The following is a 24,499-nucleotide window of genomic DNA, read 5'->3' as shown; positions in this document are numbered from 1 at the left end:
CGCTGTATTGCCAGTTTTTCAGAGGGGTTTAAAGCGAGTATTTACATGCATTAACGCATGGTCACGAACTCTTCTGCCGCCGTTGGGTGAATAGCCACGGTATTATCGAAGTCTTTCTTGGTCGCACCCATTTTCAGCGCGACCGCAAAGCCCTGCAGGATCTCATCCATACCAAAGCCGATACCGTGAATGCCGACAATCTTCTCATCCGGGCCGACGCAGACTAACTTCATGCGGCACGGCTGACGGTGAGACGTTACCGCGGTATACATGGCGGTGAAGGCGGATTTATACACTTTCACCTGGTCGTCGCCATAGTGCGCGCGCGCCTGAGGTTCGGTTAAACCAACAGTACCGATTGGTGGGTGGCTGAAGACCACGGTCGGGATGTTGTTGTAGTCCAGGTGCTCGTCCGGTTTGTTGTTAAACAGACGCTCGGAAAGACGACGACCCGCGGCGACAGCCACCGGGGTCAGTTCAACGGCGCCGGTATTATCGCCCACGGCATAGATGCCCGGTACGCTGGTGTTCTGGAACTTATCGACAACGATATAGCCTTTCTCATTGGTTTTGACACCCGTGACGGCCAGGTTGAAGCTGTCGTTTGCGGGTTCACGGCCAATGGCCCAGATCAGGCAATCCACGGTCTGGCTGCGGTCATCTTCCAGCTCAAGGGTCAGGCTACCGTCAGCGTTTTTCACAACCGCTTTCGGAATGGCTTCCGTATGCAGATGCGGGCCTTCGGCATTCATCACTTCCACCAGCGTATCGACGATCAGCGGGTCGAAGTTGCGCAGCGGGGCGTGTTTACGCACAAACAGGTGCGCTTCGGCACCGAGGCCGTTAATCACGCCCGCCAGCTCCACGGCGATGTAACCCGCGCCAACGATGGCAACGCGTTTCGGCAGAGCAGGCAGCTCAAAGAAACCGTCGGAGTCGATACCATATTCCGCACCCGGAATAGCCGGATGGCTCGGGCGGCCACCGGTGGCGATCAGGATATGATCGGCAGTGATCGTTTCACCGTTGACTTCGATCGTCTTCGCATCGACAAAGCGGGCAAAACCGCGGATCACATCGACGTTGTTCTTACCCAGTACGTTATCGTAGGAGGTGTGAATACGGTCGATGTAGGCGGTACGGCTGGCGATCAGGCGATCCCAGTCGAAGTTGTTAATGGTGGTATCAAAACCGTAATCCGGGCCATACAGGTGGATGGCCTCGCGGATCTGCGCTGCATGCCACATCACTTTTTTCGGTACACAACCAACGTTAACGCAGGTGCCGCCGAGATCTTTTGCTTCAATCAGCGCGCACTTCTGGCCATACATGGCCGCACGGTTAATCGAGGCGATACCGCCGCTGCCGCCGCCGATAGCGATGTAGTCATAATGCTTAGTCATGGTCTTATCCTTAATCGTTAATTGCCGCGATTGTATACCTGAAATCAATAGTTTCCATCGATGACTGCAATTACTCTGGCACGATCCAGCTAACGGTAGTATGGCCAGTACCGGCCGGGACCAGCTTTTTGTGCAGCCACGGCAGGACGTTATTCATCTGCGCTTCAAGCTTCCAGGGCGGGTTAATCACAATCATGCCGGAGGCAGTCATACCGCGTCGATCGCTGTCCGGGAGAACCGCCAGCTCAATTTGCAGGATCTTACGGATGCCGGTTGCCTCCAGATCCTTGATCATGCGCTTGATCTGCGAACGCAGCACCACCGGATACCACAGCGCATAGGTGCCAGTGGCAAAGCGTTTGTAGCCCTCGTTGATGCCGGTAACCACCGCCTGGTAGTCGCTTTTGATTTCGTATGGCGGGTCGATCAGCACCAGACCACGACGGGACACCGGCGGTAACTTCGCTTTCAGCTGCTGGTAGCCGTCCGACTTTTCCACACGCGCGCGGCTGTCTTTCTGGAATTCAGAGCGCAGCAGCGGGTAATCGCTCGGGTGCAGTTCGGTCAGCTGAATGCTGTCCTGCTCGCGCAGCAGCTGGCGGGCGATCAGCGGCGAGCCCGGGTAATAACGTAACTGGCCGCTGCGGTTAAAATGGTTGATCACGCCGATATACGGCTCAAGCTCCGCCGGCAGGTCATCCTGCTGCCAGATGCGGGCGATGCCTTCGAGGTACTCCCCGGTGCGCTCGGCATGCTCGCCGCTCAGCTGATAGCGGCCCGCGCCAGCATGGGTGTCCAGATAGAGAAAAGGCTTATCTTTCTCTTTTAGCGCTTCGATAATCAGGCTCTGAACGGTGTGTTTAAGGACGTCGGCGTGGTTGCCCGCGTGAAAGCTGTGGCGATAACTGAGCATGGGTAGATGAATTCCACTGAGTAAACGATTTTCCACAGTTTACCGCAGAACGACACAGAATACTCGCAGGCCCGGAAAGCGCCGTCGGGTCCACGCTTTTTCTGTCACCGCAGCCATTGAAATTCACTACACTTAACCCCATCCTGGAAACATTATGCTCGCGCAGGATGTGCGCTTCATTCACTCATTTAACAGGACAGTGCTTATGACCAACCCATTACTGACGCCTTTTTCGTTGCCACCGTTCTCCTCCATTCGGCCTGAACATGTTGTCCCTGCGGTCACTAAAGCGCTGGACGATTGCCGTAGTGCAGTGGAGAGCGTGGTGGCGAACGGCGCTCCCTACACCTGGGAAAACCTGTGTCAGCCGCTGGCGGAAGTGGATGATGTGCTTGGCCGCATCTTCTCCCCGGTCAGCCACCTCAACTCGGTGAAAAACAGTCCGGAACTGCGTGAAGCCTACGAACAAACTCTGCCGCTGCTGTCGGAATACAGCACCTGGGTCGGGCAACACGAAGGACTCTACAAAGCGTACCGCGACCTGCGCGATGGCGATCACTATGCGACGCTGAATATCGCGCAGAAAAAGGCTGTTGATAACGCGCTGCGCGATTTTGAACTGTCGGGCATCGGTCTGGCAAAAGAGAAGCAGCAGCGCTACGGCGAAATCGCGACGCGCCTGTCTGAGCTGGGCAACCAGTACAGCAACAACGTGCTGGATGCCACCATGGGCTGGACGAAGCTGATTACCGACGAAGCGGAGCTGGCTGGTATGCCGGAAAGCGCGCTGGCGGCGGCAAAAGCGCAAGCCGAAGCGAAAGAGCAGAAAGGTTATCTGTTGACGCTGGATATCCCGAGCTATCTGCCGGTCATGACCTACTGCGACAACCAGGCCCTGCGTGAAGAGATGTATCGCGCCTACAGCACCCGCGCATCCGATCAGGGCCCGAACGCCGGTAAGTGGGATAACACTCCGGTGATGGCGGAAATTCTTGCCCTGCGTCACGAGCTGGCGCAGCTGTTGGGCTTTGACAGCTACGCGGATAAATCTCTTGCTACCAAAATGGCTGAGAACCCGCAGCAGGTACTCGATTTCTTAACCGATCTGGCCAAACGCGCCCGTCCTCAGGGCGAGAAAGAGCTGGCCCAGCTGCGCGCCTTTGCGAAAGCGGAGTTCGGCGTCGATGAGTTGCAGCCGTGGGATATCGCCTATTACAGCGAAAAACAGAAGCAGCATCTTTACAGCATCAGCGATGAGCAGCTGCGTCCGTATTTCCCGGAAAACAAAGCCGTTAACGGCCTGTTCGAAGTGGTGAAACGCATTTACGGCATCACTGCTAAAGAGCGCAACGATGTGGAAGTGTGGCACGAAGACGTGCGTTTCTTCGAGCTGTATGACGACCAGAACGAACTGCGCGGCAGCTTCTATCTTGACCTCTACGCCCGCGAAAATAAACGCGGCGGCGCCTGGATGGATGACTGCGTAGGGCAGATGCGTAAAGCCGACGGCTCGCTGCAAAAGCCGGTTGCTTATCTGACCTGTAACTTCAACCGTCCGGTTAACGGCAAACCTGCGCTGTTCACCCATGACGAAGTGATCACTCTGTTCCACGAGTTCGGCCATGGTCTGCACCACATGCTGACCCGCATTGAAGCGGCAGGCGTTGCCGGTATCAGCGGTGTACCGTGGGATGCAGTGGAGCTGCCGAGCCAGTTTATGGAAAACTGGTGCTGGGAGCCGGACGCGCTGGCGTTTATCTCCGGCCACTACGAGACCGGCGAGCCGCTGCCAAAAGCGCTGCTGGATAAGATGCTGGAAGCGAAAAACTACCAGGCGGCGATGTTTATCCTGCGTCAGCTGGAGTTCGGCCTGTTCGATTTCCGTCTGCATGCGGAGTTCAGCCCGGAGCAGGGGGCGAAAGTCCTCGAAACCCTGGCGGAGATCAAGAAGCAGGTTGCCCTTATTCCAGGTCCGGCCTGGGGTCGCTTCCCGCACGCGTTCAGCCATATCTTTGCGGGCGGTTATGCGGCGGGTTACTACAGCTACCTGTGGGCAGACGTGCTGGCGGCAGACGCTTACTCCCGCTTCGAGGAAGAGGGAATTTTCAACCGCGAAACCGGCCAGTCGTTCCTGGATAACATCCTGACCCGTGGCGGCTCTGAAGAACCAATGGAGCTGTTCAAACGCTTCCGTGGCCGCGAGCCTCAGCTGGACGCGATGCTTGAGCATTACGGCATCAAGGGTTAGTTGATTCGTGAAGATTCACTTAGTTGATGAAACAGGCGCCGGAGACGGCGCCTTATCTGTTCTTGCCGCCCGCTGGGGGCTGGAACACGATGAAGAAAACCTGATGGCGCTGGTGATGACCCCGGACCATCTGGAGCTGCGCAAGCGCGACGAGCCCAAACTCGGTGGCATTTTCGTCGATTTTGTCGGTGGGGCGATGGCGCACCGGCGCAAGTTCGGCGGCGGACGCGGCGAAGCGGTGGCCAAAGCGGTCGGGATTAAGGGCAGCTACCTGCCGGACGTGGTGGATGCCACGGCGGGACTCGGGCGCGACGCTTTTGTGCTGGCCTCGGTGGGCTGTCGGGTGCGGATGCTGGAGCGCAATCCGGTGGTGGCCGCGCTGCTGGATGACGGCCTGGCCCGCGGCTATGCCGATCCGGAAATCGGCGGCTGGTTGCAGGAGCGGTTACAGCTAATCCACGCCTCAAGCCTGACGGCGCTGACCGATATCACCCCACGCCCGCAGGTGGTTTATCTCGACCCGATGTTCCCGCATAAGCAGAAAAGCGCGCTGGTGAAGAAAGAGATGCGGGTGTTTCAGTCGTTGGTGGGGCCGGATCTGGATGCGGATGGCCTGCTGGCGCCTGCGCGTCTGCTGGCCACGAAGCGGGTGGTGGTGAAACGTCCTGACTATGCGCCGCCGCTGGCGGACGTTGCGACGACCAATGCGGTGACCACCAAAGGGCATCGGTTTGATATCTATTCCGGCACCCCGGAATAAAAAAAGCCGGGTGGCGGCTTCGCCTTACCCGGCCTACATTCAGGCAGTCCCGCTTTACTCGTCGTCTTCGTCGCGCAGCGGCACAATTAACATATCAACGTGTACAGTGTTAATCAGCTGACGGGCTGACGACATCAGCTTGCTCCAGAAATCCTGGTGATGGCCGCAGACCACCAGATCCATATCGTATTTCTTAATCGCATCGACCAGAACCTGGCCCAGGTCGCCGCTGCCGCTCAGGGTTTCGGTGATCGGATAGCCCGCGTTGGTGGAAAGTTCGGTCAGCGCATGGTGGGTCTCTTCAGAGATACGCTTCTGCATGTCCCCCAGATTCACATCGATCAGGCCGGTATAGAGATCGGAGTAGTTAACGTCCACATGAATTAAGGAAACTTTCGCATTGTACGGACGCGCCATGGATACCGCTTTATCAACCAGCACTTTGCTCTCCGGGGAGAGGTCAACAGCGATCAGAATATGTTTATAAGCCATAGTGTTACTCCTTCCTTAAGTTATCGATGACCAATGCGTGTAGCAGTCGTCTACCTGCTTTCATTACGGCCCAGTTAAACAAAATTTTCAAGCATTGGTGTTGATAACGATTAACCTTGTGGCAAAAAAATTAACGGATCTCCTACACTATTGAATAAGCCGTTCGGATAATAAAATGTGAAGCCGATCGGCTTTTGAGTCTCTCTATCACTGAACCGTCTGTCAGGGCATTGGGGTGCGGTAGTCCCGAAGCGTTGCTTCGAGGGCGGACGCCGGGGAGGAAGTATGATTAGCACCGTCGCATTGTTTTGGGCGTTATGTGTGGTTTGCATTGTGAATATGGCGCGTTATTTCTCATCCTTGCGCGCGCTATTAGTGGTACTGCGTGGCTGCGATCCGTTGCTTTATCAATATGTGGACGGCGGGGGATTCTTTACCTCGCACGGGCAGCCCAGCAAACAGATGCGCCTGGTGTGGTATATCTACGCCCAGCGTTATCGCGATCATCATGATGATGAGTTTATCCGTCGCTGTGAGCGCCTGCGTCGTCAGTTCATCCTGACCAGCGCACTGTGCGGCCTGGTGGTGGTGAGCATGATAGCTCTCCTCATCTGGCATTGAGCGCAAAAAAAAGCGGGCCAGTTACCTGACCCGCTCTTCGCGTAACCTGCCTGCGATTACAGGAATTGCAGGGAGATCCAGTACAGACCGCCAGACAGCAGAATCGATGCCGGCAGGGTAAATACCCAGGCCATCAGAATGCTGGTCACGGTTTTGCGTTGCAGACCACCGCCATCAACCAGCATGGTACCCGCCACGGACGAAGAGAGAACGTGGGTAGTGGATACCGGCATACCGGTGTAGCTGGCCAGACCGATAGAGACTGCCGCCGTCATCTGAGCGGACATCCCCTGGGCATAGGTCATGCCTTTCTTACCAATCTTCTCGCCGATGGTTGTTGCTACGCGACGCCAGCCAATCATCGTACCGAGACCCAGAGCCAGCGCGACCGCCATGATGATCCAGATCGGCGCGTACTCAATGGTGTTCAGCATGTCGACTTTCAGCTTCTTCAGCAGACGTTTGTCGTCGGCAGAGACTTCAGGCAGCTTAGCCACTTTATCGGTGACGTCGGAGATGCACAGCATGATGCGGCGCATCTGGCCACGCTGCTCTACGGAGAGCTTGTCGTAGCTTTCAACGTCCGTCAGCATGCCTTTTGCGCGCTCTAGGGCGCTGATCGCATTAGCCGGGTGGCAATGGAACTCCGCCGGTTGGGTCGCGCCCGCTTCCGGAGAAGGGATCAGCTGGTCAACGCCGGTCGCTTTTTTCAGCAGGTCAGGATGCTGCTGGAAATAGGTTTCAACGTTGTTGATGGCATCACGGGTACGGGTAATTTCGTAACCGGAAGCATTCATATTCACCACGAAGCCCGCCGGGGCCACGCCGATCAGCACCAGCATCACCAGACCAATGCCTTTCTGACCGTCGTTAGCGCCGTGCGAGAAAGCCACGCCGATAGCAGAGATGATCAGAGCGATACGCGTCCAGAACGGCGGCTTCTTCTTGCCGTCTTTCTTTTCACGCTCGGCTGGCGTCAGGTGGATACGGGCACGTTTTTTCGTACCGCTCCAGTAACGACGCAGCAGGAAGATCAAGCCACCCGCCACAACCAGACCGACAATCGGGGAGATAATCAGTGAACCGAAAATACCCAGAACTTTAGGGATGTTCAGTGCGTCCACCACAGACGTACCGGTCATCAGCGCATTGGTTAAACCAATACCGATGATAGCGCCGATCAGCGTGTGGGAACTGGATGCTGGCAGGCCGAAATACCAGGTACCGAGGTTCCAGATAATTGCAGCAAACAGCAGGGAGAAGACCATAGCGAGGCCATGACCAGAGCTGACGTTCAACAGCAGATCCGTTGGCAGCATATGCACAATGGCGTAGGCTACGCTCAGACCTCCAAGAAGAACGCCAAAGAAGTTAAACACTGCAGCCATCACCACCGCAACTTGCGATCGTAATGCCCGGGTGTAGATAACCGTTGCCACTGCGTTTGCAGTATCGTGGAAGCCGTTAATCGCTTCGTAGAACAACACAAAGGCCAGAGCAAGCAAAAGTAAAAGCCCGGTATGGAAATCCAGGCCAGCAAACAAATGTAACATAGGACGTTACGCCATTTTGAGGACATGAACGCGGCGCATTATCCAGGACAAATGCGCAACGGGCAAAGTGAAATATAGCCTTTTTTTGATTTGCTTACTGACATAAGCGTAGCAGCAAAAGAATTACTTTTTAAATTTCAACGAAATGCATGAAATTACAGATTTTTACGCTGGTGCGTTTCTTGAGGAAACTTTACAATTCGCGCCCTGAAAACCAGGAGGATCGAGACGTGGAAAAGTACGATGCCATCATTATTGGCGCAGGTGCGGCGGGTTTATTCTGTGCGGCGATGGCCGGACAGGCAGGACGCCGGGTTCTGCTGCTCGATAACGGCAAAAAACCAGGTCGTAAAATCCTGATGTCTGGTGGGGGCCGCTGTAACTTTACTAATCTTTATATCGAACCTGCGGCCTATCTGAGCCAGAACCGTCATTTTTGCAAATCTGCGTTAGCGCGCTACACCCAGTGGGACTTCATCGACCTCGTGGGTAAACATGGGATCGCCTGGCATGAGAAAACGCTGGGGCAATTATTTTGCGACGATTCCGCGCAACAAATCGTCGATATGCTGGTGGCGGAGTGTGAAAAAGGCCAGGTTACCCTGCGACTTCGCAGCGAAGTGCTGGATGTAGCGCGTGACGACGCGGGGTACACGCTGCAGCTTAATGGCGAAACCGTGAGCGCAGAAAAACTGGTGATCGCCAGCGGCGGGCTCTCAATGCCGGGGCTGGGTGCCACACCGTTTGGCTATAAAATTGCCGAGCAGTTTGGCCTGAAGGTGCTCCCGACCCGTGCCGGCCTGGTGCCATTTACCCTGCATAAGCCGTTGCTGGAGCAGCTGCAAACGCTCTCCGGCGTCTCGGTGCCGTCGGTGATTACCGCCGAAGACGGTACGGTGTTTCGTGAGAATCTGCTGTTCACCCATCGCGGCCTCTCCGGTCCGGCGGTACTGCAAATCTCCAGCTACTGGCAGCCGGGCGAGTTCGTCACCATCAATTTAGTGCCGGATTGCGATCTGGAGAGCTTCCTCAATGAGCAGCGGGCGGTGCACCCTAACCAGAGCCTGAAAAACACCCTGGCAATGCAGCTGCCGAAGCGGCTGGTGGAGTGCCTGCAGCTGCTGGGGCAAATTCCTGATGTGTCGCTGAAGCAGCTCAACAGCCGTGACCAGCAGACGCTGGTGGAGACCTTAAGCGCCTGGCGCGTCCAGCCCAACGGCACCGAAGGGTATCGCACCGCGGAAGTGACGCTGGGGGGCGTGGACACCAACGAACTCTCTTCACGCACCATGGAGGCCCGCAACGTGCCGGGACTCTATTTTATCGGCGAGGTCATGGACGTCACCGGCTGGCTGGGTGGCTATAACTTCCAGTGGGCGTGGGCCAGCGCCTGGGCCTGCGCAGAGGCACTGGCAGGAAGGTAGTGCTCCGGCGCAACGATAGCGCCCTGGTCTCGCCCCCATCCGCTACACTGCATCTCAAACGTTCCGCTATTTTACGTCCTGCTCTGTTGAGCAGGGCGTATTGCGTCACCTTTCAGAGAGTGTGATATGCAGCTTGTGAGCATTATTATTTTGATCAACCTGACGGTGATCATTCATTCCACATGGATGTTTATTATCCTGAAATTCATCAACCTGAATGTGGAATCGGTGATGCGCGTTGTGTTCCGCAATATCGTTATCATCATGACTGCCCTGTTTGCCCATCTGCTTGAAGCCAGCCTGTTTGCCGTTTTCTATCGCTTCGTCGGCGCATTTACTGACTGGAACACCAGCTTCTATTTCTCGCTGGTCAGCTACGCTACAGTGGGGTACGGCGATGTCACGTTGCCGGAGCACTGGCGACTGATTGGCGGGGTCGAAGGGCTGGTTGGCGCGCTGATGGTTGGCTGGTCAGTGGCGGTGCTGGTGGCCGTCCTGCAGCGACTGCGCGGCATGAGCCAGTAAAGCGCCGATGGCAGAACCTCCGCATTGTGAGGTAAAGTACACTCCCTCACGCAGGGTTATGCGTTTTAAGAGGAGAGCCGGTAAACGGTCCCTCTTTTTCTTTACTGGCTTCGCCAGTCTGCATGGTGTGTATTTTGTCTTCAAAAAGGGTTGTCTATGTCCTCTGCTCATCTCGGTTTCCCGACGGAAACCGTTGTTGTTTTTGTGGTTATGGCTGTCGGGGCGATGTTTATCGACCTCTTCATGCATCGCCATGACAAACCAATTTCACTGAAAAGCGCCTCACTCTGGTCCCTCTTCTGGGTGATGATGGCGATGGCGTTCGCCGGGTTCCTCTACGTGCATCACGGTGCCGAAGTGGCGAGCCTGTTCCTCACCGGTTACGCCCTGGAAGAGGTGCTCTCCGTTGATAACCTCTTCGTGATGATGGCGATCTTCGCCTGGTTTGGCGTGCCGGATCAGTATCGTCACCGGGTGCTCTACTGGGGGGTGATTGGCGCGATTGTCTTCCGCGGGATCTTCGTCGCTATTGGCACCAGCCTGCTGAGCCTGGGGCCATACGTTGAAGTGGTCTTCGCCCTGATTGTGGCCTGGACGGCGGTAATGATGCTTAAACGCGGCGAAGAGCAGGACGAGATTGAGGATTACTCCCAGCATCTGGCTTACCGCGCGGTAAAACGCTTCTATCCGATCTGGCCAAAAATTACTGGTAACGCGTTTCTTCTCAGCCAGAAAGAGGTGGATGCCGAGCTGGCTAAGCCTGAAAACCAGGATGTGATGGTCGGGCGGGTGAAGAAGGCGAAGCGTTATGCCACGCCGCTGCTGCTCTGTGTGGCGGTGGTGGAGCTGTCAGACGTGATGTTCGCCTTTGACTCGGTGCCCGCGATCATTGCGGTCAGCCGCGAGCCGCTGATTATCTACAGCGCCATGATGTTCGCCATCCTCGGCCTGCGTACCCTCTACTTCGTGCTGGAGGCGCTGAAGCAGTATCTGGTGCATCTGGAGAAAGCGGTGATCGCGCTGCTCTTCTTCGTCGCCTTTAAGCTTGGTCTGAACGCCACGGATCACTTCTGGCACCACGGCTACGGTATCGGCGCCACGGCGAGTCTGTTAGTGGTGTTGGGCGTGCTGGCGGCGGGGATTCTGGCGAGCCTGCTGTTCCCGGGGAAACGGGAAGCCTGACGGATTTTGCCCGGCGGCGCTGTGCTTGCCGGGCCTACAAGCCCTGTAGGCCGGGTAAGGCGAAGCCGCCACCCGGCAGGGTTTACAGCTTGATCGGTGAATTGCGGCGCGCGCGCGGCGGATGGAAATGGCGCCAGTGCGGATCCTGCGCCGCCGCCAGCAGCTCATGATCGCCACGGGTATCGCCCCAAGCGCGCACGTGGTAGTTGGTCAGGCTGCCGTACACGCTCTCCAGCCGGGCCACCTTCTGCGCACAGCGGCAGTTATGGCCGGTGATCCGCCCGGTCAGCTTGCCCTCTTTTACCTCCAGCTGGGTGCCGATAAGCTTAATGCCGAGCTTGTCCGCCCACGGCTGCAACACCAGCGCCGGGGAGGCAGAGCAGATGGTCACTTCCGCGCCGGAGTTGACTTCCGCCGCCACCGCCAGCACCCCCTGCGGGCGCATCAGTTTGTCCCAGTACTTTTCGCAGAACCGCTCTGCCTGCTCACGCAGCCAGTGCTCATCCACGCCGGTCAGGAAGGTTTTGATCAGCACCTCTTTCAGTTCATCACGGGTCAGCTTGCGGCGTACGCAGTGAAGGGTGGGCAAGGCCATCCGCACCAGGCGACCAGCAAAGTAGCGCTTACCGAACGCAAAGCGTAAGAAGGGGATAAAGCTGTCGTGATGGGTCAGCGTGCCATCAAAGTCGAACACGGAGAGGACGCTGGATTTTGCCATCGCCTCATCGGCAATCATATTGGTCATAACAGTGTCTTAGCGTAAATTCACATTCTGTCCTCAGTTTACCTGCTTTAGCGTCAGATGCCACCCGCCAGCGGACAGGCGGCCATCGGCAGCGCTAGATAATATCGTCCACCACGCCGCCATCCACGCGCAGCGCCGCGCCGGAGGTGGCGGATGCCTGCTGGGAACAGACGTAAACCACCATGTTCGCCACCTCGTCTACCGTGGCGGCCCGCTGGATCACCGAGCTTGGGCGGTTTGCCATCACGAACTCTTTTGCCAGCGTCTCCAGGGATTTGCCGGTTTTCTCTATTTCGTCTTTCATCATTTCAGCAAAGCCGTCTGACATCGTCGGGCCAGGCAGGACGCTGTTCACGGTGACGCCGCTCCCGGCAACAAACTTTGCCAGACCGCGCGCCAGAGAGAGCTGGGCGGTTTTGGTGACTCCATAGTGGATCATGTCCGCCGGAATATTGCAGGCCGACTCCGAGGAGATAAACACCACCCGGCCCCAGCCTTTTTGCACCATGCCGGGCAGCAGGGCACGTGACAGTCGCACACCGGACATCACGTTGGTTTGCCAGTAGTGATTCCAGGTCTCGTCGTCGGTGGCGTAAAAATCCTGGGGGCCGTAGATCCCGGCGTTGTTGACGAGGATATCGACACCCGAAGCGACCCGGAGCAGAGCATCCACCCCTTCCTGCGTACTGAGGTCGGCAATGGCGGCCCGCACCTGAACGCCCGGTATCTGCTGCTGCAACTGCTGGATGCCCCGGTTAACCGAGTCGACGCTGCGTCCGTTAACAATCACCTCTGCGCCGCTCTCCGCCAGCCCTCTGGCAATGGCGAAACCAATGCCGCCTGTGGAGGCGGTCACTAACGCCACTTTTCCCGTAAGATCGATTTTCACGGCATGCTCCTTGTCATATTTGAAGTTCAGACCATTAAGCGTAGCAGTTCACCTTTGCGACGGTTGGCTGAAGAGGTGCAGTAAGGTTTCCACCTGTTCATCGAGCGGGGCGAGCGTGCGTTTTACAATCAGATGCAGCGGTGTAGCACGGCGCGTACCGTGGTTCAGGGGCACCGTTTTCAGCACACCGGTTTCCAGCTGCTGCTGAATTCGCTCTTCCGGCAGCCAGCCATACCCCACCTGATACATCACCGCATCGATAGCGGCATCGATGGTGGAGAAGGTCCAGGCTTCGCCGCCAGGAGGCGCGGCGTAGTTCTGCCCGGCGATCTGGATGAGTGGCCAGGGGCGTAGCATTTCATCAGTGAGCGGCGTATCGAGTTCAAACAGCGGATGTTCCCGATGCGCCACGGCGACAAAATCGATATTCATCAGCCACTCGCCGCGCCCGGTCACATCATGGCGGCGGGTTAGCACCATCACGTCGGCTTCGCTCTGGGTCAGCGCCTCGCCGGCGTTCTCAAGTATTTCGGTCAGATGCACCTCGGTTTGCGGATAGCGCTGTTGAAACTGGCGCAGAATGGCAAACAGATGACGGCGAGGGAAAATGCTGTCCACTACCACATCCAGTCGGGTACGCATCCCGTTGCGTAGCGTCGTGGCGCGCGTCTCCAGCAGGGTAAAGGCGTTTAGCAGCGGTTTGACCTGATTTAACAGCAGCTCCCCTTCCGGGGTCAGCACCGCCTTACGTCCCGCCTGAACCAGCAGCGCCACGCCCAGCCGCTCCTGCAACAACGCCAGGTTATAACTGACGGAAGATTGGCTGCGATGCGTCTCCTCTGCGGCGCGGGCAAAGCTGCCCAACTCGACGACGCGTTCCAGCAGCGACCATTGCTCAAGGGTAGTTTTGTGCATAACTCATCTAATTTTTGAATGAATTTGATTAAATCATAGCGTTATTCATCCAATTTTTGCAGGCGTAAGATGAGCTCATTGAAACAGAGGAGACAGTATATGAGCCAGTTTGATAAACATGATTTGAGCGGTTTCGTCGGCAAACATTTGGTCTACACCTACGATAACGGCTGGAACTACGAGATTTATGTCAAAAACGAGCAGACGCTCGACTACCGTATTCATAGCGGGATCGTGGCAAACCGTTGGGTGAAAGATCAGCAGGCTTATATCGTTCGCGTGGGCGAAAGTATTTATAAAATCTCGTGGACTGAACCGACCGGTACCGATGTGAGCCTGATTGTGAATCTCGGCGACAAGCTGTTCCACGGCACCATCTTCTTCCCGCGTTGGGTGATGAATAACCCGGAAAAAACCGTCTGCTTCCAGAACGATCATATTCCGCTGATGGTCTCTTATCGCGAGGCGGGCCCGGCCTACCCAACCGAGGTCATTGATGAGTTCGCCACCATTACCTTTGTGCGCGACTGTGGTGCCAATAACGATGCTGTCATTGACTGTGCTGCCAGCGAGTTGCCGGCAGACTTTCCGAATAATTTGAAATAAGCAGGTTACAGAACCTGAAGTGCACCGTTATGGAGGGGGAAGGGCGTAGGCGTACAGACCGCGAGGCTGAGTTCGCCGCGCTGAAAGTGGCTGACGCAGAGCGCCGACCTTAAGGTGCTGTCGATACTGACAATCTGCCAGGCGCTGCCGCCGCGCTGTTTGACGATCGCCTCTTTACGCGTCCAGATGCGCCAGAAGGCCGACAGTTTTGCCTCCGGCGCCTCCCGCTCCAGCTCGTCATGTTCGGCGAGGCTAAAGACGGCGTTAGCCAGCGCCTGCCAGTTATCCCGCGGGCGGATCACTTCGATGTCGCAGCCCACTTCGCCTTCGTCGCTTAACAGCAGGGCGATATCATCTCCGCTGTGGCTCAGGTTAAACCAGTAGGGTCTGGCATCGACGAACGCCGGTTTACCCTGTTCACCGAAGATAATTTCCGGTACCGGGGTGGGCGATAACGCCCGGGCGAGCAGCGCCCGGCCAGCCAGCCAGGGAAGTCGGCGCGCGCCCTGCGGCGCCTGCTTAGAAAGCGCTGACGCCAGAGGGTCAGCGCTGAGGGTAGAAATTTTTCCCAGTAAGAACTGGTACATAGTCACGCCCAGCGTTTAATGATTATGGAAGTATTAATGCCGCCGAACGCGAAGGTGTTGCTTTGAAGATATTCGCAGTCAATGTGACGGGCCTCACCCATAATATAATCTAACGCGCCGCATTGCTCATCCGGTTGTCTTAAATTGGTAGTCGGCGCGAACCCGCCCTCACGCCGCCAGCACATACATCTCTTATCCCGGCAGCCTGCTTTTTGGTCTGCCTGGGCCAAGCAGGATCGCCAGTTTGCTGCCTCCCCGGGTGGTCTCCATCCAGATCTTACAGACGCTGGTGAGCGGCACGGAAAGTAACATCCCCACCGGGCCGAGCAACCAGCCCCAGATCAATAACGACAGGAATACCACCAGGGTGGACATCCCCAGCCGGTGGCCCATCATTCGCGGCTCTACGATATTGCCCAGCACCATGTGGACGATAAGGAACAGCGCCCCCACCATCATGCATTCGTAAAAACCGTTGAACAGGAAGGCCTGGATCATCGGCGGTACGGCGGAGATCACCGCGCCGATATTAGGCACATAGTTCAGCAGGAAGGCCAGCACGCCCCACATCAGGGCAAACTGCACGCCCAGCAGCGTCAGCCCCAGCCAGACGATGGCTCCGGTCCACAAACTCAGCAGCGTTTTCAGCGCCAGATAGTGCGACACACCTTTTAGCGCGCGGTGTAAACCGGCGATGTGGATCTGCGGATTATTGAGGGCAAAACGCATCTTGTACGGCACGTGGCGCACTTCAAACAGCATAAAGACCACGGTCATCACCAGCAGCAGGACGCTGGCCATCGCCCCGGAAAGCTGGGTCATCAGCGCGGTGGCAAAGGTCATCACCTTCTCTGAATCCATCCGTCTCAGCATGCGCTCCGGGGAGAAGTGCAGGTTGAGGAACGGGAACATCTGCTGCAGACCGACAATTTTGCGCGTCAGCTCTTTGTTGTATTTCGGCAGCATAGCGGCAAATTCATTGAGCGAGGCCGCCAGCACCCCAAACAGCGCCGTCAGCCCAATCAGCATCACCACCACCACAATGGTGATGGCAACAGGGCGGCTCACACCCCGGCGCAAAAACCAGGTGACGAGGGGGTTAAGGACGATGGCGAAAAAGAGCGCCAGCAATAGCTGAACGAGAATATCTGCTGCGGCATGAATACCAGCCAGGATCACCACCAGACAGGCCAGCTTCATTAAAATATGGAGACCCGCTTTATCAGCGGGTGGAAGACCCGTTTTATCGGGCGGCGTGATTATCATGATTATTCCTCTTATAAGATGCTCCTAAGTGTAGTGCGCCCGCAGCGCTTCGGCTGACGCCGTTAATCTTAAAGTCGCTGCTGCATTTCTCTCCCTGGCGTGGTAATAGTGAAACACTGTTGTAAAAATTCTGGTGAACCTGATGCCCGAACCTGCCGCCGAACCGGCACTGAGTGGATTGCGCCTCAACCTGCGTATTGTTTCCGTCGTGATTTTCAACTTTGCCAGCTATCTGACCATCGGTCTGCCGCTAGCCGTCCTGCCGGGCTATGTCCATGACATCATGGGCTTTAGCGCCTTCTGGGCGGGCCTGGTCATCAGCCTGCAATACTTCGCCACCCTGTTAAGCCGCCCCTATGCCGGACGCTATGCCGATCTGTTCGGGCCAAAGAGCATCGTGGTGCTGGGGCTGTGCGGCTGCTTCCTGAGCGGGGTCAGCTATTTCCTGGCCGGGCTGACCAGCGCCTGGCCGGTGGTCAGCCTGGCGCTGCTCTGTTTTGGCCGGGTGATCTTAGGCATCGGACAAAGTCTCGCCGGAACGGGCTCAACGTTGTGGGGCGTGGGGGTGGTAGGGGCATCGCACATCGGGCGGGTGATCTCCTGGAACGGCATCGTCACCTATGGCGCAATGGCGATGGGCGCGCCGCTTGGCGTGCTCTGCTATCGCTACACTGGCCTGAGCGGGCTGGCGTTGACCATTATGGGGGTGGCGCTGCTGGCGATCCTCTTCGCCCTGCCACGTCCGAAAGTGAAGGCCAGCAAAGGCAAGCCGATGCCGTTTCGCACGGTGCTGGGGCGCGTCTGGCCCTACGGCATGGCGCTGGCGCTCGGTTCGGCGGGTTTTGGGGTTATCGCCACCTTTATTACCCTCTTTTACGCCGATAAAGGCTGGGACGGCGCGGCCTTCGCGCTGACGCTCTTTAGCTGCGCCTTCGTCGGCACCCGCCTGCTGTTCCCGAACGGCATTAACCGACTGGGTGGACTGAACGTGGCGATGATCTGCTTTAGCGTTGAGATCCTCGGCCTGCTGCTGACCGGCATCGCTGAGGCGCCGTGGATGGCGCGGATCGGGGTGTTCCTCGCGGGAGCGGGCTTCTCGCTGGTCTTCCCGGCGCTGGGGGTGGTGGCGGTCAAAGCGGTACCGCAGCAGAATCAGGGGGCGGCGCTGGCAACCTACACGGTGTTTATGGATATGTCGCTGGGGGTGACCGGGCCGCTGGCCGGGCTGGTGATGGCCTGGGCCGGGGTGCCGGTTATCTATCTGGCGGCGGCGGGGCTGGTGGCGATAGCGTTACTGCTGACGTGGCGGCTAAAAAAATGGCCTCCGGAGGAGGCCATCTCATCGTGACGCTTACTGAATCACGAGGGTATTGATGATGTTCTCTGCGGCAGTTTGCGCTTTCTGCTGATCGTCAGCAGGCAGCGTGATCTGCAGGGTCAGCAGCTTGTTGTCCACTTTGCCCAGCACCACGGAGGAGTAAGCGGTCTGGCCTTTGGCAGAGATAATGCTGTCCAGCTGTTGCAGGTTGTGGCCTTTCAGATCGATGGCTTTGTTGGTGACCACCTGCAGCTGCGGGTCGCGGCTGCGCTGCTGATCTTCCAGACGTTTCGCCAGCACGCCCAGGTCTTCATTGGTGTCGTCGCCGACGATCACAATCACCGCTTTCTGCCCGGTTGCATCGGAATAGACGTGCATATTGTTCGCCTGCGTGCCCAGCTTGCCGCTCTGATCGGTCATATCCGCTGGCAGTGAGAAACTGAGTTTGCCATCCATCAGGCTGACCGGCTGACCCGTGGCGTTGCTTTCCGCAGACGCAGCCTGAGCTGGCGTTTTCGTGTCGCTGTTATCACAAGCGGCCAGCCCCATCACCAGCAGGCCAATCCCGACATATTTAACCAGATTGCGCATTACATTCTTCCTTTCGATAAACGGCCATAACGGCGCATCAATCCATCTTATCACAACTGTTCAGGGGAACCTTTAACCTGCCCGTAATGCTGAAATTTCAGATTTATCCTCGAATCTTTTCAGCAACATATTCAGCAGTACGCCGTACATCGGCAGGAAGAAGACCAGGCTGATAAGCACCTTGAAGGCGTAATCCACGAGGGCAATTTCCATCCAGTGTTCGGCCATAAACGCATCCGGGCTGCGCCAGAAGGCGATAAAGAAAAAGGCCAGCGTATCGCTGACGTTGCCAAACAGCGTGGAGGCGGTCGGTGCCATCCACCAGAGATGGTTCTGGCGCAGGCGGTTAAAGACATGCACGTCGAGGATCTGCCCCAGCGCATAGGCCATAAAGCTGGCGGCGGCGATACGGGCGACAAACAGGTTAAAGTGCGTCAGCGCCTCAAAGCCCTGCCAGCTTCCCATATAGAACAGCGAGGAGATCGCGTACGACACAAACAACGCCGGAAGCATGACGGCAAAAATAATGCGTCGGGCGAGCGGTGCGCCAAAGATACGGACGGTAAGATCGGTCGCAAGGAAGATAAACGGGAAACTGAACGCGCCCCAGGTGGTATGAAAACCAAAAATGGAGATCGGCAGCTGTACCAGGTAGTTACTGGAGGTGATCACCAGCAGATGGAAAAGCGAAAGCCAGAACAACGCTTTTACGCGCTGCGATTGAGAGAACTGCGTCATATTGTGACCTTTTTAGAAGTTGGGGTGAGGGAACCCAATAAACCGGCCGCATCATACTGCTTTCATTGCGCTTTGCAACGGCTAATTTTTACGCAATCGTTAACCTGGTTTGCTTTGCCCAGCCTGGGGCGTAAACTACTGCCGTTTTTTATCTGAACGAGACGACGATGACCGATCTGTTTTCCAGCCCAGACCATACTCTTGACGCCCAGGGCCTGCGCTGCCCGGAACCCGTTATGATGGTGCGCAAAACCGTGCGCACGATGCAAACCGGCGAGACGCTGCTAATTATTGCCGACGATCCGGCTACCACCCGTGATATCCCCGGCTTTTGCACCTTTATGGAACACGAACTGCTGGCACAGGATACCGCCTCGCTGCCGTATCGTTATCTGATCCGCAAAGGCTGATAAAACCTTTGAATCTGTAGGCCGGGTAGGGCGACGCCACCACCCGGCATGCCCCCCTGCTCGGGCCTGAAAGGCCATTTCGTTTGAACTCCATCACCAATTTGAACCATTGTTTCAAATTTTAGCGCTTTTTTGTGAGGCGCTTCACCCTCGTTTTCCAGGCCTTAGGCTAGTTTTGAAGCTGAAAACTAAAACGCCGTTCCAACGCTTACCTCATACCCTGGAGTTGACTCAATGAAAACGACCATCAAGCCGTTGCTGGCCGCTCTGTGTCTGTCTGCTTTTGCTGCCTCTGTCTCTGCTCAAACCATTAAAGCTGCTGATGTGCATCCTGAAGGCTACCCGAACGTGGTGGCGGTGGAGCATATGGGTGAAAAACTCAAACAACAAACCGACGGCAAGCTGGAGATCAAAGTCTTCCCTGGCGGCGTACTGGGTGATGAAAAGCAGATGATTGAGCAGGCGCAGATGGGCGCCATCGATATGATCCGCGTCTCCATGGCGCCGGTTGCGGCCATCCTGCCGGATATCGAAGTCTTTACCCTGCCATATGTATTCCGCGATGAAGACCATATGCACAAAGTGATCGACGGCGACATCGGTAAGCAGATCGGCGAAAAACTGACGGCGAACCCGAAATCGAAGCTCGTCTTCCTCGGCTGGATGGACTCCGGCACCCGTAACCTGATCACCAAAGATCCGATTGTTAAACCGGAAGATTTGAAAGGTAAGAAAATCCGCGTTCAGGGCAGCCCGGTGGCGCTGGCGACGTTGAAAGATATGGGCGCCAACTCGGTGGCGATGGGGGTAAGTGAAGTCTACAGCGGCATGCAGACCGGCGTTATCGACGGCGCAGAGAATAACCCACCGACCTATATCGCCCACAACTACATGCCGGTGGCCAAAAACTACACCCTGAGCGGCCACTTTATCACCCCGGAAATGCTGCTCTACTCCAAAGTGAAGTGGGACAAGCTGAGCGCCGACGAGCAGGAAAAAATTAAGACCCTGGCCCGTGAAGCGCAGTTTGAACAGCGTAAGCTGTGGCAGGCCTACAACGACGAAGCGCTGGCGAAGATGAAGGCGGGCGGCGTGCAGTTCCACGACATCGACAAGGCGGTGTTCGTTAAAGCGACCGAGCCGGTGCGCGCCCAGTATGGTGAAAAACATCAGGATCTGATGAAAGCCATCGCTGACGTTAAGTAAGCCGGAGTATTTATGTCCGAACTCTATCTGAAATGGATGGACCGTCTCTACCTGCTGGCGATGGCCATTGCCGGGCTGTCGCTGCTGGTGATGACCATCGTTATCCCGATTGGCATCTTTTCGCGCTACGTACTCAACCGCGGTGAGTCGTGGCCGGAGCCGATTGCCATTATCTGCATGGTGACGTTCACCTTTATCGGCGCGGCGGTGAGCTACCGCGCCGGCTCACATATTGCGGTGAACATGCTCACAGACAGATTGCCAGACTCACTGAAAACGGTCTGCGCACGGGTGGTGGATCTGCTGATGCTGGTCATCTCCGGCATCATGTTCTGGTACAGCTACCTGCTGTGCATTGAGCTCTGGGACCAGCCGGTCGCAGAGTTTCCGATTATGACCTCCGGCGAAAGTTATCTGCCGCTGCCGGTCGGGTCGGCGATTTTGATCCTGTTTGTGCTTGAGCGCCTGCTGTTTGGCTCTCAGGAAAACCGCCCGGTCGTGCTGATCGGCAACCACAGTTAAGGGGTGAACAATGGATGCATTTGTTTTGTTATTCACCCTCGCCATTTTGCTGGCGCTGGGGATGCCGGTGGCCTTTGCCGTCGGCTTAAGCGCCGTGGCTGGCGCGCTGTGGATTGACCTGCCGCTTGAAGCATTAATGATCCAAATTACCAGCGGGGTGAACAAATTTACCCTGCTGGCGATCCCGTTCTTTATCCTCGCGGGGGCGATCATGGCGGAAGGCGGCATTGCCCGGCGGCTGGTTAACTTCGCCTATATCTTTGTCGGCTTTATTCGCGGTGGGCTGTCGCTGGTGAATATCGTCGCCTCCACCTTTTTCGGCGCCATTTCCGGCTCCTCGGTGGCGGATACCGCCTCCATCGGGACCGTAATGATCCCGGAGATGGAGAAGAAAGGCTATCCGCGTGAATACGCGGCGGCGGTCACCGCCAGCGGCTCGGTGCAGGCGATTCTGATTCCACCCAGCCATAACTCGGTGATCTACTCCCTGGCGGCAGGCGGTACGGTGTCTATCGCCACGCTGTTTATCGCGGGCGTACTGCCGGGTTTGCTGCTGGGCATGGGGCTGATGGCGCTCTGTTTATGCTTTGCACGCAAGCGCGGCTACCCGAAAGGGGAGCGCATTCCGTTCAAGCAGGCGTTAAAAACCATGCTGGACGCGCTGTGGGGCCTGATGACGGTGGTGATTATTCTCGGCGGGATCCTGTCGGGTATCTTTACCGCAACGGAGTCTGCGGCGGTCGCCTGCCTGTGGGCCTTCTTCGTCACCATGTTTATCTATCGCGACTACAAGTGGAACGAGCTGCCGAAGCTGATGTGCCGCACGGTCAAAACGGTCACCATCGTGATGATCCTGATTGGCTTTGCCGCGGCCTTTGGTGCGGTGATGACCTACATGCAGCTGCCGATGCGCATCACCGAGTTCTTCACCTCGCTCTCGGATAACAAGTACGTCATTCTGATGTACCTCAACATCATGCTGCTGCTGATTGGCACCCTGATGGACATGGCGCCGATCATCCTGATCCTGACGCCGGTTCTGCTGCCGGTGACTAACGCCCTGGGCATCGATCCGGTGCATTTCGGCATGATCATGATGGTTAACCTCGGGATCGGCCTGATTACCCCGCCGGTAGGATCGGTGCTGTTTGTCGCCAGCGCGGTGAGCAAGCAGAAGATCGAAGCCGTAGTGAAGGAGATGCTGCCGTTCTACGCCATGCTGCTGCTGGTGCTCGGAATGGTGACCTACATTCCGGCGATTTCGCTGTGGTTGCCGCACACGTTGGGAATGCAGTAACGATGGGGCCGGGCGGCGCTGCGCTTGCCCGGCCTGGAAAATCGTAGGCCCGGTAAGGCGCAGCCGCCACCGGGCTTTTTTTTACCTGTGGCGCAATAACCGCAGCGCGTTGGCCGTCACCAGCACCGTCGCCCCGGTATCCGCCAGCACCGCCAGCCATAATCCCGTCATGCCCAGCAGGGTGGTCACCAGGAAAATTCCCTTCAACCCCAGCGCGATAGTAATGTTCTGCCGGATATTGGCGTGGGTAGCGCGCGCGAGGCTGATCATCTGCGCCAGCCCGCTCAGGCGGTTGTGGGTGAGCGCCGCGTCGGCGGTCTCCAGCGCCACATCGGTGCCGCTACCCATTGCAATGCCAAGGGTTGCCGCCTTCATCGCCGGGGCGTCGTTAATGCCGTCTCCTACCATCGCCAGCGGCGCGGTGTCATTCAGCGCCGTCACCGCCTGCACTTTATCGGCGGGCAGCAGCCCCGCCCGGAAATCCAGTCCCAGTTCGCCGGCAATGGCTGCGGCGGCGCGCGGGTTATCCCCGGTGAGAATCACACCCTTGATCCCCAGCTGATGCAGGGCCTGCACGGCCTCTTTCGCATCATCCCGCAGGGTGTCGCGCAGCGTAATAAGTCCTTTTGCCACGCCGTCCTGAACCACCATCACCACCGTCTGCCCGGCCTGCTCCAGGGTAGCGATTTGCGCCGCCAGGTGCGGGGCAGGGAATTTATCCGCGGCGCAAATCAGCACCTTACTGCCCGCGACCTCGGCTTTGATGCCGGAGCCCATCAGCGCCCGCTGTGCGGTAGCCGCCGGAACAGCCAGCCCGCGAATCTGCGCTTCACGTACTATTGCCTGCGCCAGCGGGTGGGTGGAACCCTGCTCTACCGCCGCCGCTAGCGCCAGCAGGTCGTTTTCGCCGCTGTCGAGCGGGTAAACGCCCGTCACCTGCGGCTTACCGACCGTCAGGGTACCGGTCTTATCGAAAGCCACCTGCTGCACCTGCGCCAGTTGCTCCAGCGCCGCGCCGCCCTTAATCAACGCGCCACGTCGCGCCGCGGCTGCCAGCCCGGAGGTGATCGCCGCAGGCGTCGAGATCACCAGCGCGCACGGACAGCCAATCAGCAGCAGGGTCAGCCCCTTGTAGATCCAGCCCTCCCAGGGCGCGCTGAACAGCAGCGGTGGCGCTACGGTAACCAGCAGGGCGATGAGCATTATCACCGGGGTATAGAGGCGGCTGAAGCGGTCGATAAAGCGCTCCACCGGGGCGCGGCGCGCTTCCGCCTCTTCGATCAGCTTCAGGATGCGGTCGATGGCGCTCTCGCCCGGCTCCGACAGCACCGTCAGCTCGACCAGACGATCGACGCTGGTGGCTCCCGCCGGCACCTTTTCGCCCGCGGTGCGATCGACCGGGATGGACTCGCCGGTGAGGGCGCTTTCGTCAAAGCTGGCGGCGGCGGTGAGCAGCGTCCCGTCGGCGGGCAGGCGCCCACCGGCGGCGACTTCGATCACATCCCCCGGACGCAGCCCGGAAATGGGCACGGTTTTGCGCTCGCCGTTGATTATCTGCGTGGCGGTTTCCGGTTTCAGCGCCATCAGCGCGCTTACCCCTTTACGCGCCCGGCTCGCCGCCCAACCCTCCAGCCGTTCGCCGATTAAAAACAGCAGCAGCACCATCGCCGCTTCCGCCGTGGCACCGATAAACAGCGCCCCGATGGCGGCCACGCTCATCAGCGTCTCAATGGCGAACCAGTTGCCGCTTTTCATCAGACGCAGCGCCTGACGGGCCACCGGCCAGAGCCCGACCAGCGTGGTGGCGATAAAGGCGATATTGCCGAGGGGAGGGTTAAAGTGCGCCAGACCCCAGCTCAGGGCCATCAACACCGTCAGCGTGAGGAGCGGGAGGTTATCGCGCAGCATGGAGGATTTTTCGACCGGCGCGTTTTCATTGCGCAGCGTGTAGCCCGCCTTCACTACCGCGGCCTCGACCTGGCCGCTGACGTCGCTTGTGGCATCAACCAGCAGCTTTTGCGTGGCAAACAGCACCTGGACATGGTTCACTCCCTCCACCTGGCGAACGGCGTTTTCCACTTTGCGCGCGCAGGCGGCGCAGTCCATGCCGTTGACCACCCAGCTGTAACGCTCGCCCTCGACAGGCAGCACGGTTTCGGCCTGCGGTGGAGCGTGATTCGCGCTACAGCAGGCCTCTTTTGCGGGAAGGGGGGCGAGTTTAAGCGCCGCGAACTGCGGCACTTTTTTCGGTGTTTCTGGAGTCGACATGGCACTCTCCGGCAATGATA

At 57.6% G+C, this 24,499-nt stretch carries 23 protein-coding genes and 2 pseudogenes; 12 read left to right on the top strand and 13 right to left on the bottom strand.

Translation table 11 applies throughout. The features are described 5' to 3' along the window. Positions 1 to 50 precede the first annotated feature (50 nt). The gene (gene gorA / locus FHC51_RS04280) at positions 51 to 1,403 is read right to left on the bottom strand and encodes a glutathione-disulfide reductase (protein WP_220434959.1); all 1,353 of its coding nucleotides are present in this window, start codon (positions 1,401 to 1,403) and stop codon (positions 51 to 53) included. 70 nt (positions 1,404 to 1,473) lie between these two features. Beyond that, positions 1,474 to 2,316 (bottom strand): 23S rRNA (adenine(2030)-N(6))-methyltransferase RlmJ, encoded by an 843-nt coding sequence (locus FHC51_RS04275; RefSeq protein WP_103824741.1) that lies wholly within the window; start codon positions 2,314 to 2,316, stop codon positions 1,474 to 1,476. Between the two features lie 205 nt (positions 2,317 to 2,521). On the opposite strand from FHC51_RS04275, the gene prlC reads away from it, so the two are divergent. Together prlC and rsmJ are read left to right on the top strand one after the other, a co-directional pair. After that, positions 2,522 to 4,564, top strand: coding sequence for an oligopeptidase A (gene prlC, locus FHC51_RS04270; protein WP_220434958.1), 2,043 nt, complete (start codon positions 2,522 to 2,524; stop codon positions 4,562 to 4,564). A gap of 7 nt (positions 4,565 to 4,571) precedes the next feature. Next, positions 4,572 to 5,324 carry a 16S rRNA (guanine(1516)-N(2))-methyltransferase RsmJ gene (rsmJ, locus tag FHC51_RS04265; protein WP_220434957.1) on the top strand — a complete coding sequence of 251 codons (753 nt, stop codon included), beginning with the start codon at positions 4,572 to 4,574 and terminating at the stop codon, positions 5,322 to 5,324. A gap of 54 nt (positions 5,325 to 5,378) precedes the next feature. On the opposite strand, the gene uspA is transcribed toward rsmJ, so the two are convergent. Continuing rightward, positions 5,379 to 5,816: a universal stress protein UspA gene (uspA, locus tag FHC51_RS04260; RefSeq protein ID WP_103177386.1), complete on the bottom strand. Its 438-nt coding sequence runs from the start codon at positions 5,814 to 5,816 to the stop codon at positions 5,379 to 5,381. Between the two features lie 285 nt (positions 5,817 to 6,101). Between uspA and uspB the strand changes: the two genes are divergently transcribed. Next, positions 6,102 to 6,437: a universal stress protein UspB gene (gene uspB, locus FHC51_RS04255; protein WP_032615027.1), complete on the top strand. Its 336-nt coding sequence runs from the start codon at positions 6,102 to 6,104 to the stop codon at positions 6,435 to 6,437. Between the two features lie 56 nt (positions 6,438 to 6,493). Here uspB and pitA read toward each other — a convergent pair whose 3' ends face one another. Continuing rightward, positions 6,494 to 7,990, bottom strand: coding sequence for an inorganic phosphate transporter PitA (gene pitA / locus FHC51_RS04250; RefSeq protein ID WP_220434956.1), 1,497 nt, complete (start codon positions 7,988 to 7,990; stop codon positions 6,494 to 6,496). 230 nt (positions 7,991 to 8,220) lie between these two features. Between pitA and FHC51_RS04245 the strand changes: the two genes are divergently transcribed. From FHC51_RS04245 to FHC51_RS04235, 3 genes are all read left to right on the top strand, one after another. Further along, a complete protein-coding gene (locus FHC51_RS04245) occupies positions 8,221 to 9,414 on the top strand; it encodes an NAD(P)/FAD-dependent oxidoreductase (protein WP_220434955.1) in 1,194 nt (397 codons plus the stop codon). A 126-nt stretch (positions 9,415 to 9,540) separates the two neighbouring features. Beyond that, a complete protein-coding gene (locus FHC51_RS04240) occupies positions 9,541 to 9,939 on the top strand; it encodes an ion channel (protein WP_220434954.1) in 399 nt (132 codons plus the stop codon). A 156-nt stretch (positions 9,940 to 10,095) separates the two neighbouring features. Further along, entirely contained in the window at positions 10,096 to 11,121 is a 1,026-nt protein-coding gene (locus tag FHC51_RS04235; RefSeq protein WP_103177383.1) for a TerC/Alx family metal homeostasis membrane protein, read from the top strand. 82 nt (positions 11,122 to 11,203) lie between these two features. Here the strand turns inward: FHC51_RS04235 and FHC51_RS04230 are convergent, their stop codons facing one another. The 3 genes from FHC51_RS04230 to FHC51_RS04220 form a co-directional block, all read right to left on the bottom strand. Next, entirely contained in the window at positions 11,204 to 11,866 is a 663-nt protein-coding gene (locus FHC51_RS04230; protein ID WP_103824746.1) for an HAD family hydrolase, read from the bottom strand. A gap of 94 nt (positions 11,867 to 11,960) precedes the next feature. Continuing rightward, complete coding sequence (locus tag FHC51_RS04225) at positions 11,961 to 12,755, bottom strand: SDR family NAD(P)-dependent oxidoreductase (protein WP_114385581.1); 795 nt, start codon at positions 12,753 to 12,755, stop codon at positions 11,961 to 11,963. A 48-nt stretch (positions 12,756 to 12,803) separates the two neighbouring features. After that, positions 12,804 to 13,670, bottom strand: a complete 867-nt coding sequence (locus tag FHC51_RS04220) for a LysR family transcriptional regulator (RefSeq protein WP_220434953.1) — start codon at positions 13,668 to 13,670, stop codon at positions 12,804 to 12,806. 99 nt (positions 13,671 to 13,769) lie between these two features. Here FHC51_RS04220 and FHC51_RS04215 point away from each other — a divergent pair, with 99 nt between their 5' ends. After that, positions 13,770 to 14,276: a phenolic acid decarboxylase gene (locus FHC51_RS04215; protein WP_103177379.1), complete on the top strand. Its 507-nt coding sequence runs from the start codon at positions 13,770 to 13,772 to the stop codon at positions 14,274 to 14,276. A 5-nt stretch (positions 14,277 to 14,281) separates the two neighbouring features. Here FHC51_RS04215 and acpT read toward each other — a convergent pair whose 3' ends face one another. The 3 genes and pseudogenes from acpT to FHC51_RS04200 form a co-directional block, all read right to left on the bottom strand. After that, entirely contained in the window at positions 14,282 to 14,863 is a 582-nt protein-coding gene (gene acpT, locus FHC51_RS04210) for a 4'-phosphopantetheinyl transferase AcpT (RefSeq protein ID WP_220434952.1), read from the bottom strand. 2 nt (positions 14,864 to 14,865) lie between these two features. Next, positions 14,866 to 15,036, bottom strand: a pseudogene (locus FHC51_RS04205) (beta-ketoacyl-ACP synthase); the annotation flags it as partial. 19 nt (positions 15,037 to 15,055) lie between these two features. After that, a complete protein-coding gene (locus tag FHC51_RS04200) occupies positions 15,056 to 16,129 on the bottom strand; it encodes an AI-2E family transporter (protein WP_114316479.1) in 1,074 nt (357 codons plus the stop codon). Positions 16,130 to 16,237: 108 nt separating this feature from the next. On the opposite strand from FHC51_RS04200, the pseudogene FHC51_RS04195 reads away from it, so the two are divergent. After that, a pseudogene (locus tag FHC51_RS04195) lies at positions 16,238 to 17,477 on the top strand (MFS transporter). Between the two features lie 3 nt (positions 17,478 to 17,480). Here the strand turns inward: FHC51_RS04195 and FHC51_RS04190 are convergent. After that, positions 17,481 to 18,038: a DcrB family lipoprotein gene (locus FHC51_RS04190; RefSeq protein ID WP_103824753.1), complete on the bottom strand. Its 558-nt coding sequence runs from the start codon at positions 18,036 to 18,038 to the stop codon at positions 17,481 to 17,483. A 72-nt stretch (positions 18,039 to 18,110) separates the two neighbouring features. Then, a complete protein-coding gene (locus tag FHC51_RS04185; protein WP_114385585.1) occupies positions 18,111 to 18,776 on the bottom strand; it encodes a 7-cyano-7-deazaguanine/7-aminomethyl-7-deazaguanine transporter in 666 nt (221 codons plus the stop codon). A gap of 167 nt (positions 18,777 to 18,943) precedes the next feature. On the opposite strand from FHC51_RS04185, the gene tusA reads away from it, so the two are divergent. The 4 genes from tusA to FHC51_RS04165 all read left to right on the top strand — a co-directional run bounded on the left by tusA (position 18,944) and on the right by FHC51_RS04165 (position 22,211). Then, positions 18,944 to 19,186 (top strand): sulfurtransferase TusA, encoded by a 243-nt coding sequence (tusA, locus tag FHC51_RS04180; protein WP_114316481.1) that lies wholly within the window; start codon positions 18,944 to 18,946, stop codon positions 19,184 to 19,186. 234 nt (positions 19,187 to 19,420) lie between these two features. Continuing rightward, entirely contained in the window at positions 19,421 to 20,392 is a 972-nt protein-coding gene (locus tag FHC51_RS04175) for a TRAP transporter substrate-binding protein (RefSeq protein ID WP_114316482.1), read from the top strand. A 12-nt stretch (positions 20,393 to 20,404) separates the two neighbouring features. Next, the gene (locus FHC51_RS04170; protein WP_220434950.1) at positions 20,405 to 20,914 is read left to right on the top strand and encodes a TRAP transporter small permease; all 510 of its coding nucleotides are present in this window, start codon (positions 20,405 to 20,407) and stop codon (positions 20,912 to 20,914) included. A 10-nt stretch (positions 20,915 to 20,924) separates the two neighbouring features. Further along, positions 20,925 to 22,211 (top strand): TRAP transporter large permease, encoded by a 1,287-nt coding sequence (locus tag FHC51_RS04165; RefSeq protein WP_220434949.1) that lies wholly within the window; start codon positions 20,925 to 20,927, stop codon positions 22,209 to 22,211. A gap of 81 nt (positions 22,212 to 22,292) precedes the next feature. Here FHC51_RS04165 and zntA read toward each other — a convergent pair whose 3' ends face one another. Further along, the gene (zntA, locus tag FHC51_RS04160) at positions 22,293 to 24,479 is read right to left on the bottom strand and encodes a Zn(II)/Cd(II)/Pb(II) translocating P-type ATPase ZntA (RefSeq protein ID WP_220434948.1); all 2,187 of its coding nucleotides are present in this window, start codon (positions 24,477 to 24,479) and stop codon (positions 22,293 to 22,295) included. Positions 24,480 to 24,499: the final 20 nt, after the last annotated feature.

Origin of the sequence: Leclercia sp. EC_58 (assembly GCF_019584355.1) — a bacterium.
Lineage (GTDB): Bacteria > Pseudomonadota > Gammaproteobacteria > Enterobacterales > Enterobacteriaceae > Enterobacter.
This window is presented reverse-complemented; position numbering and strand designations above follow the sequence as displayed.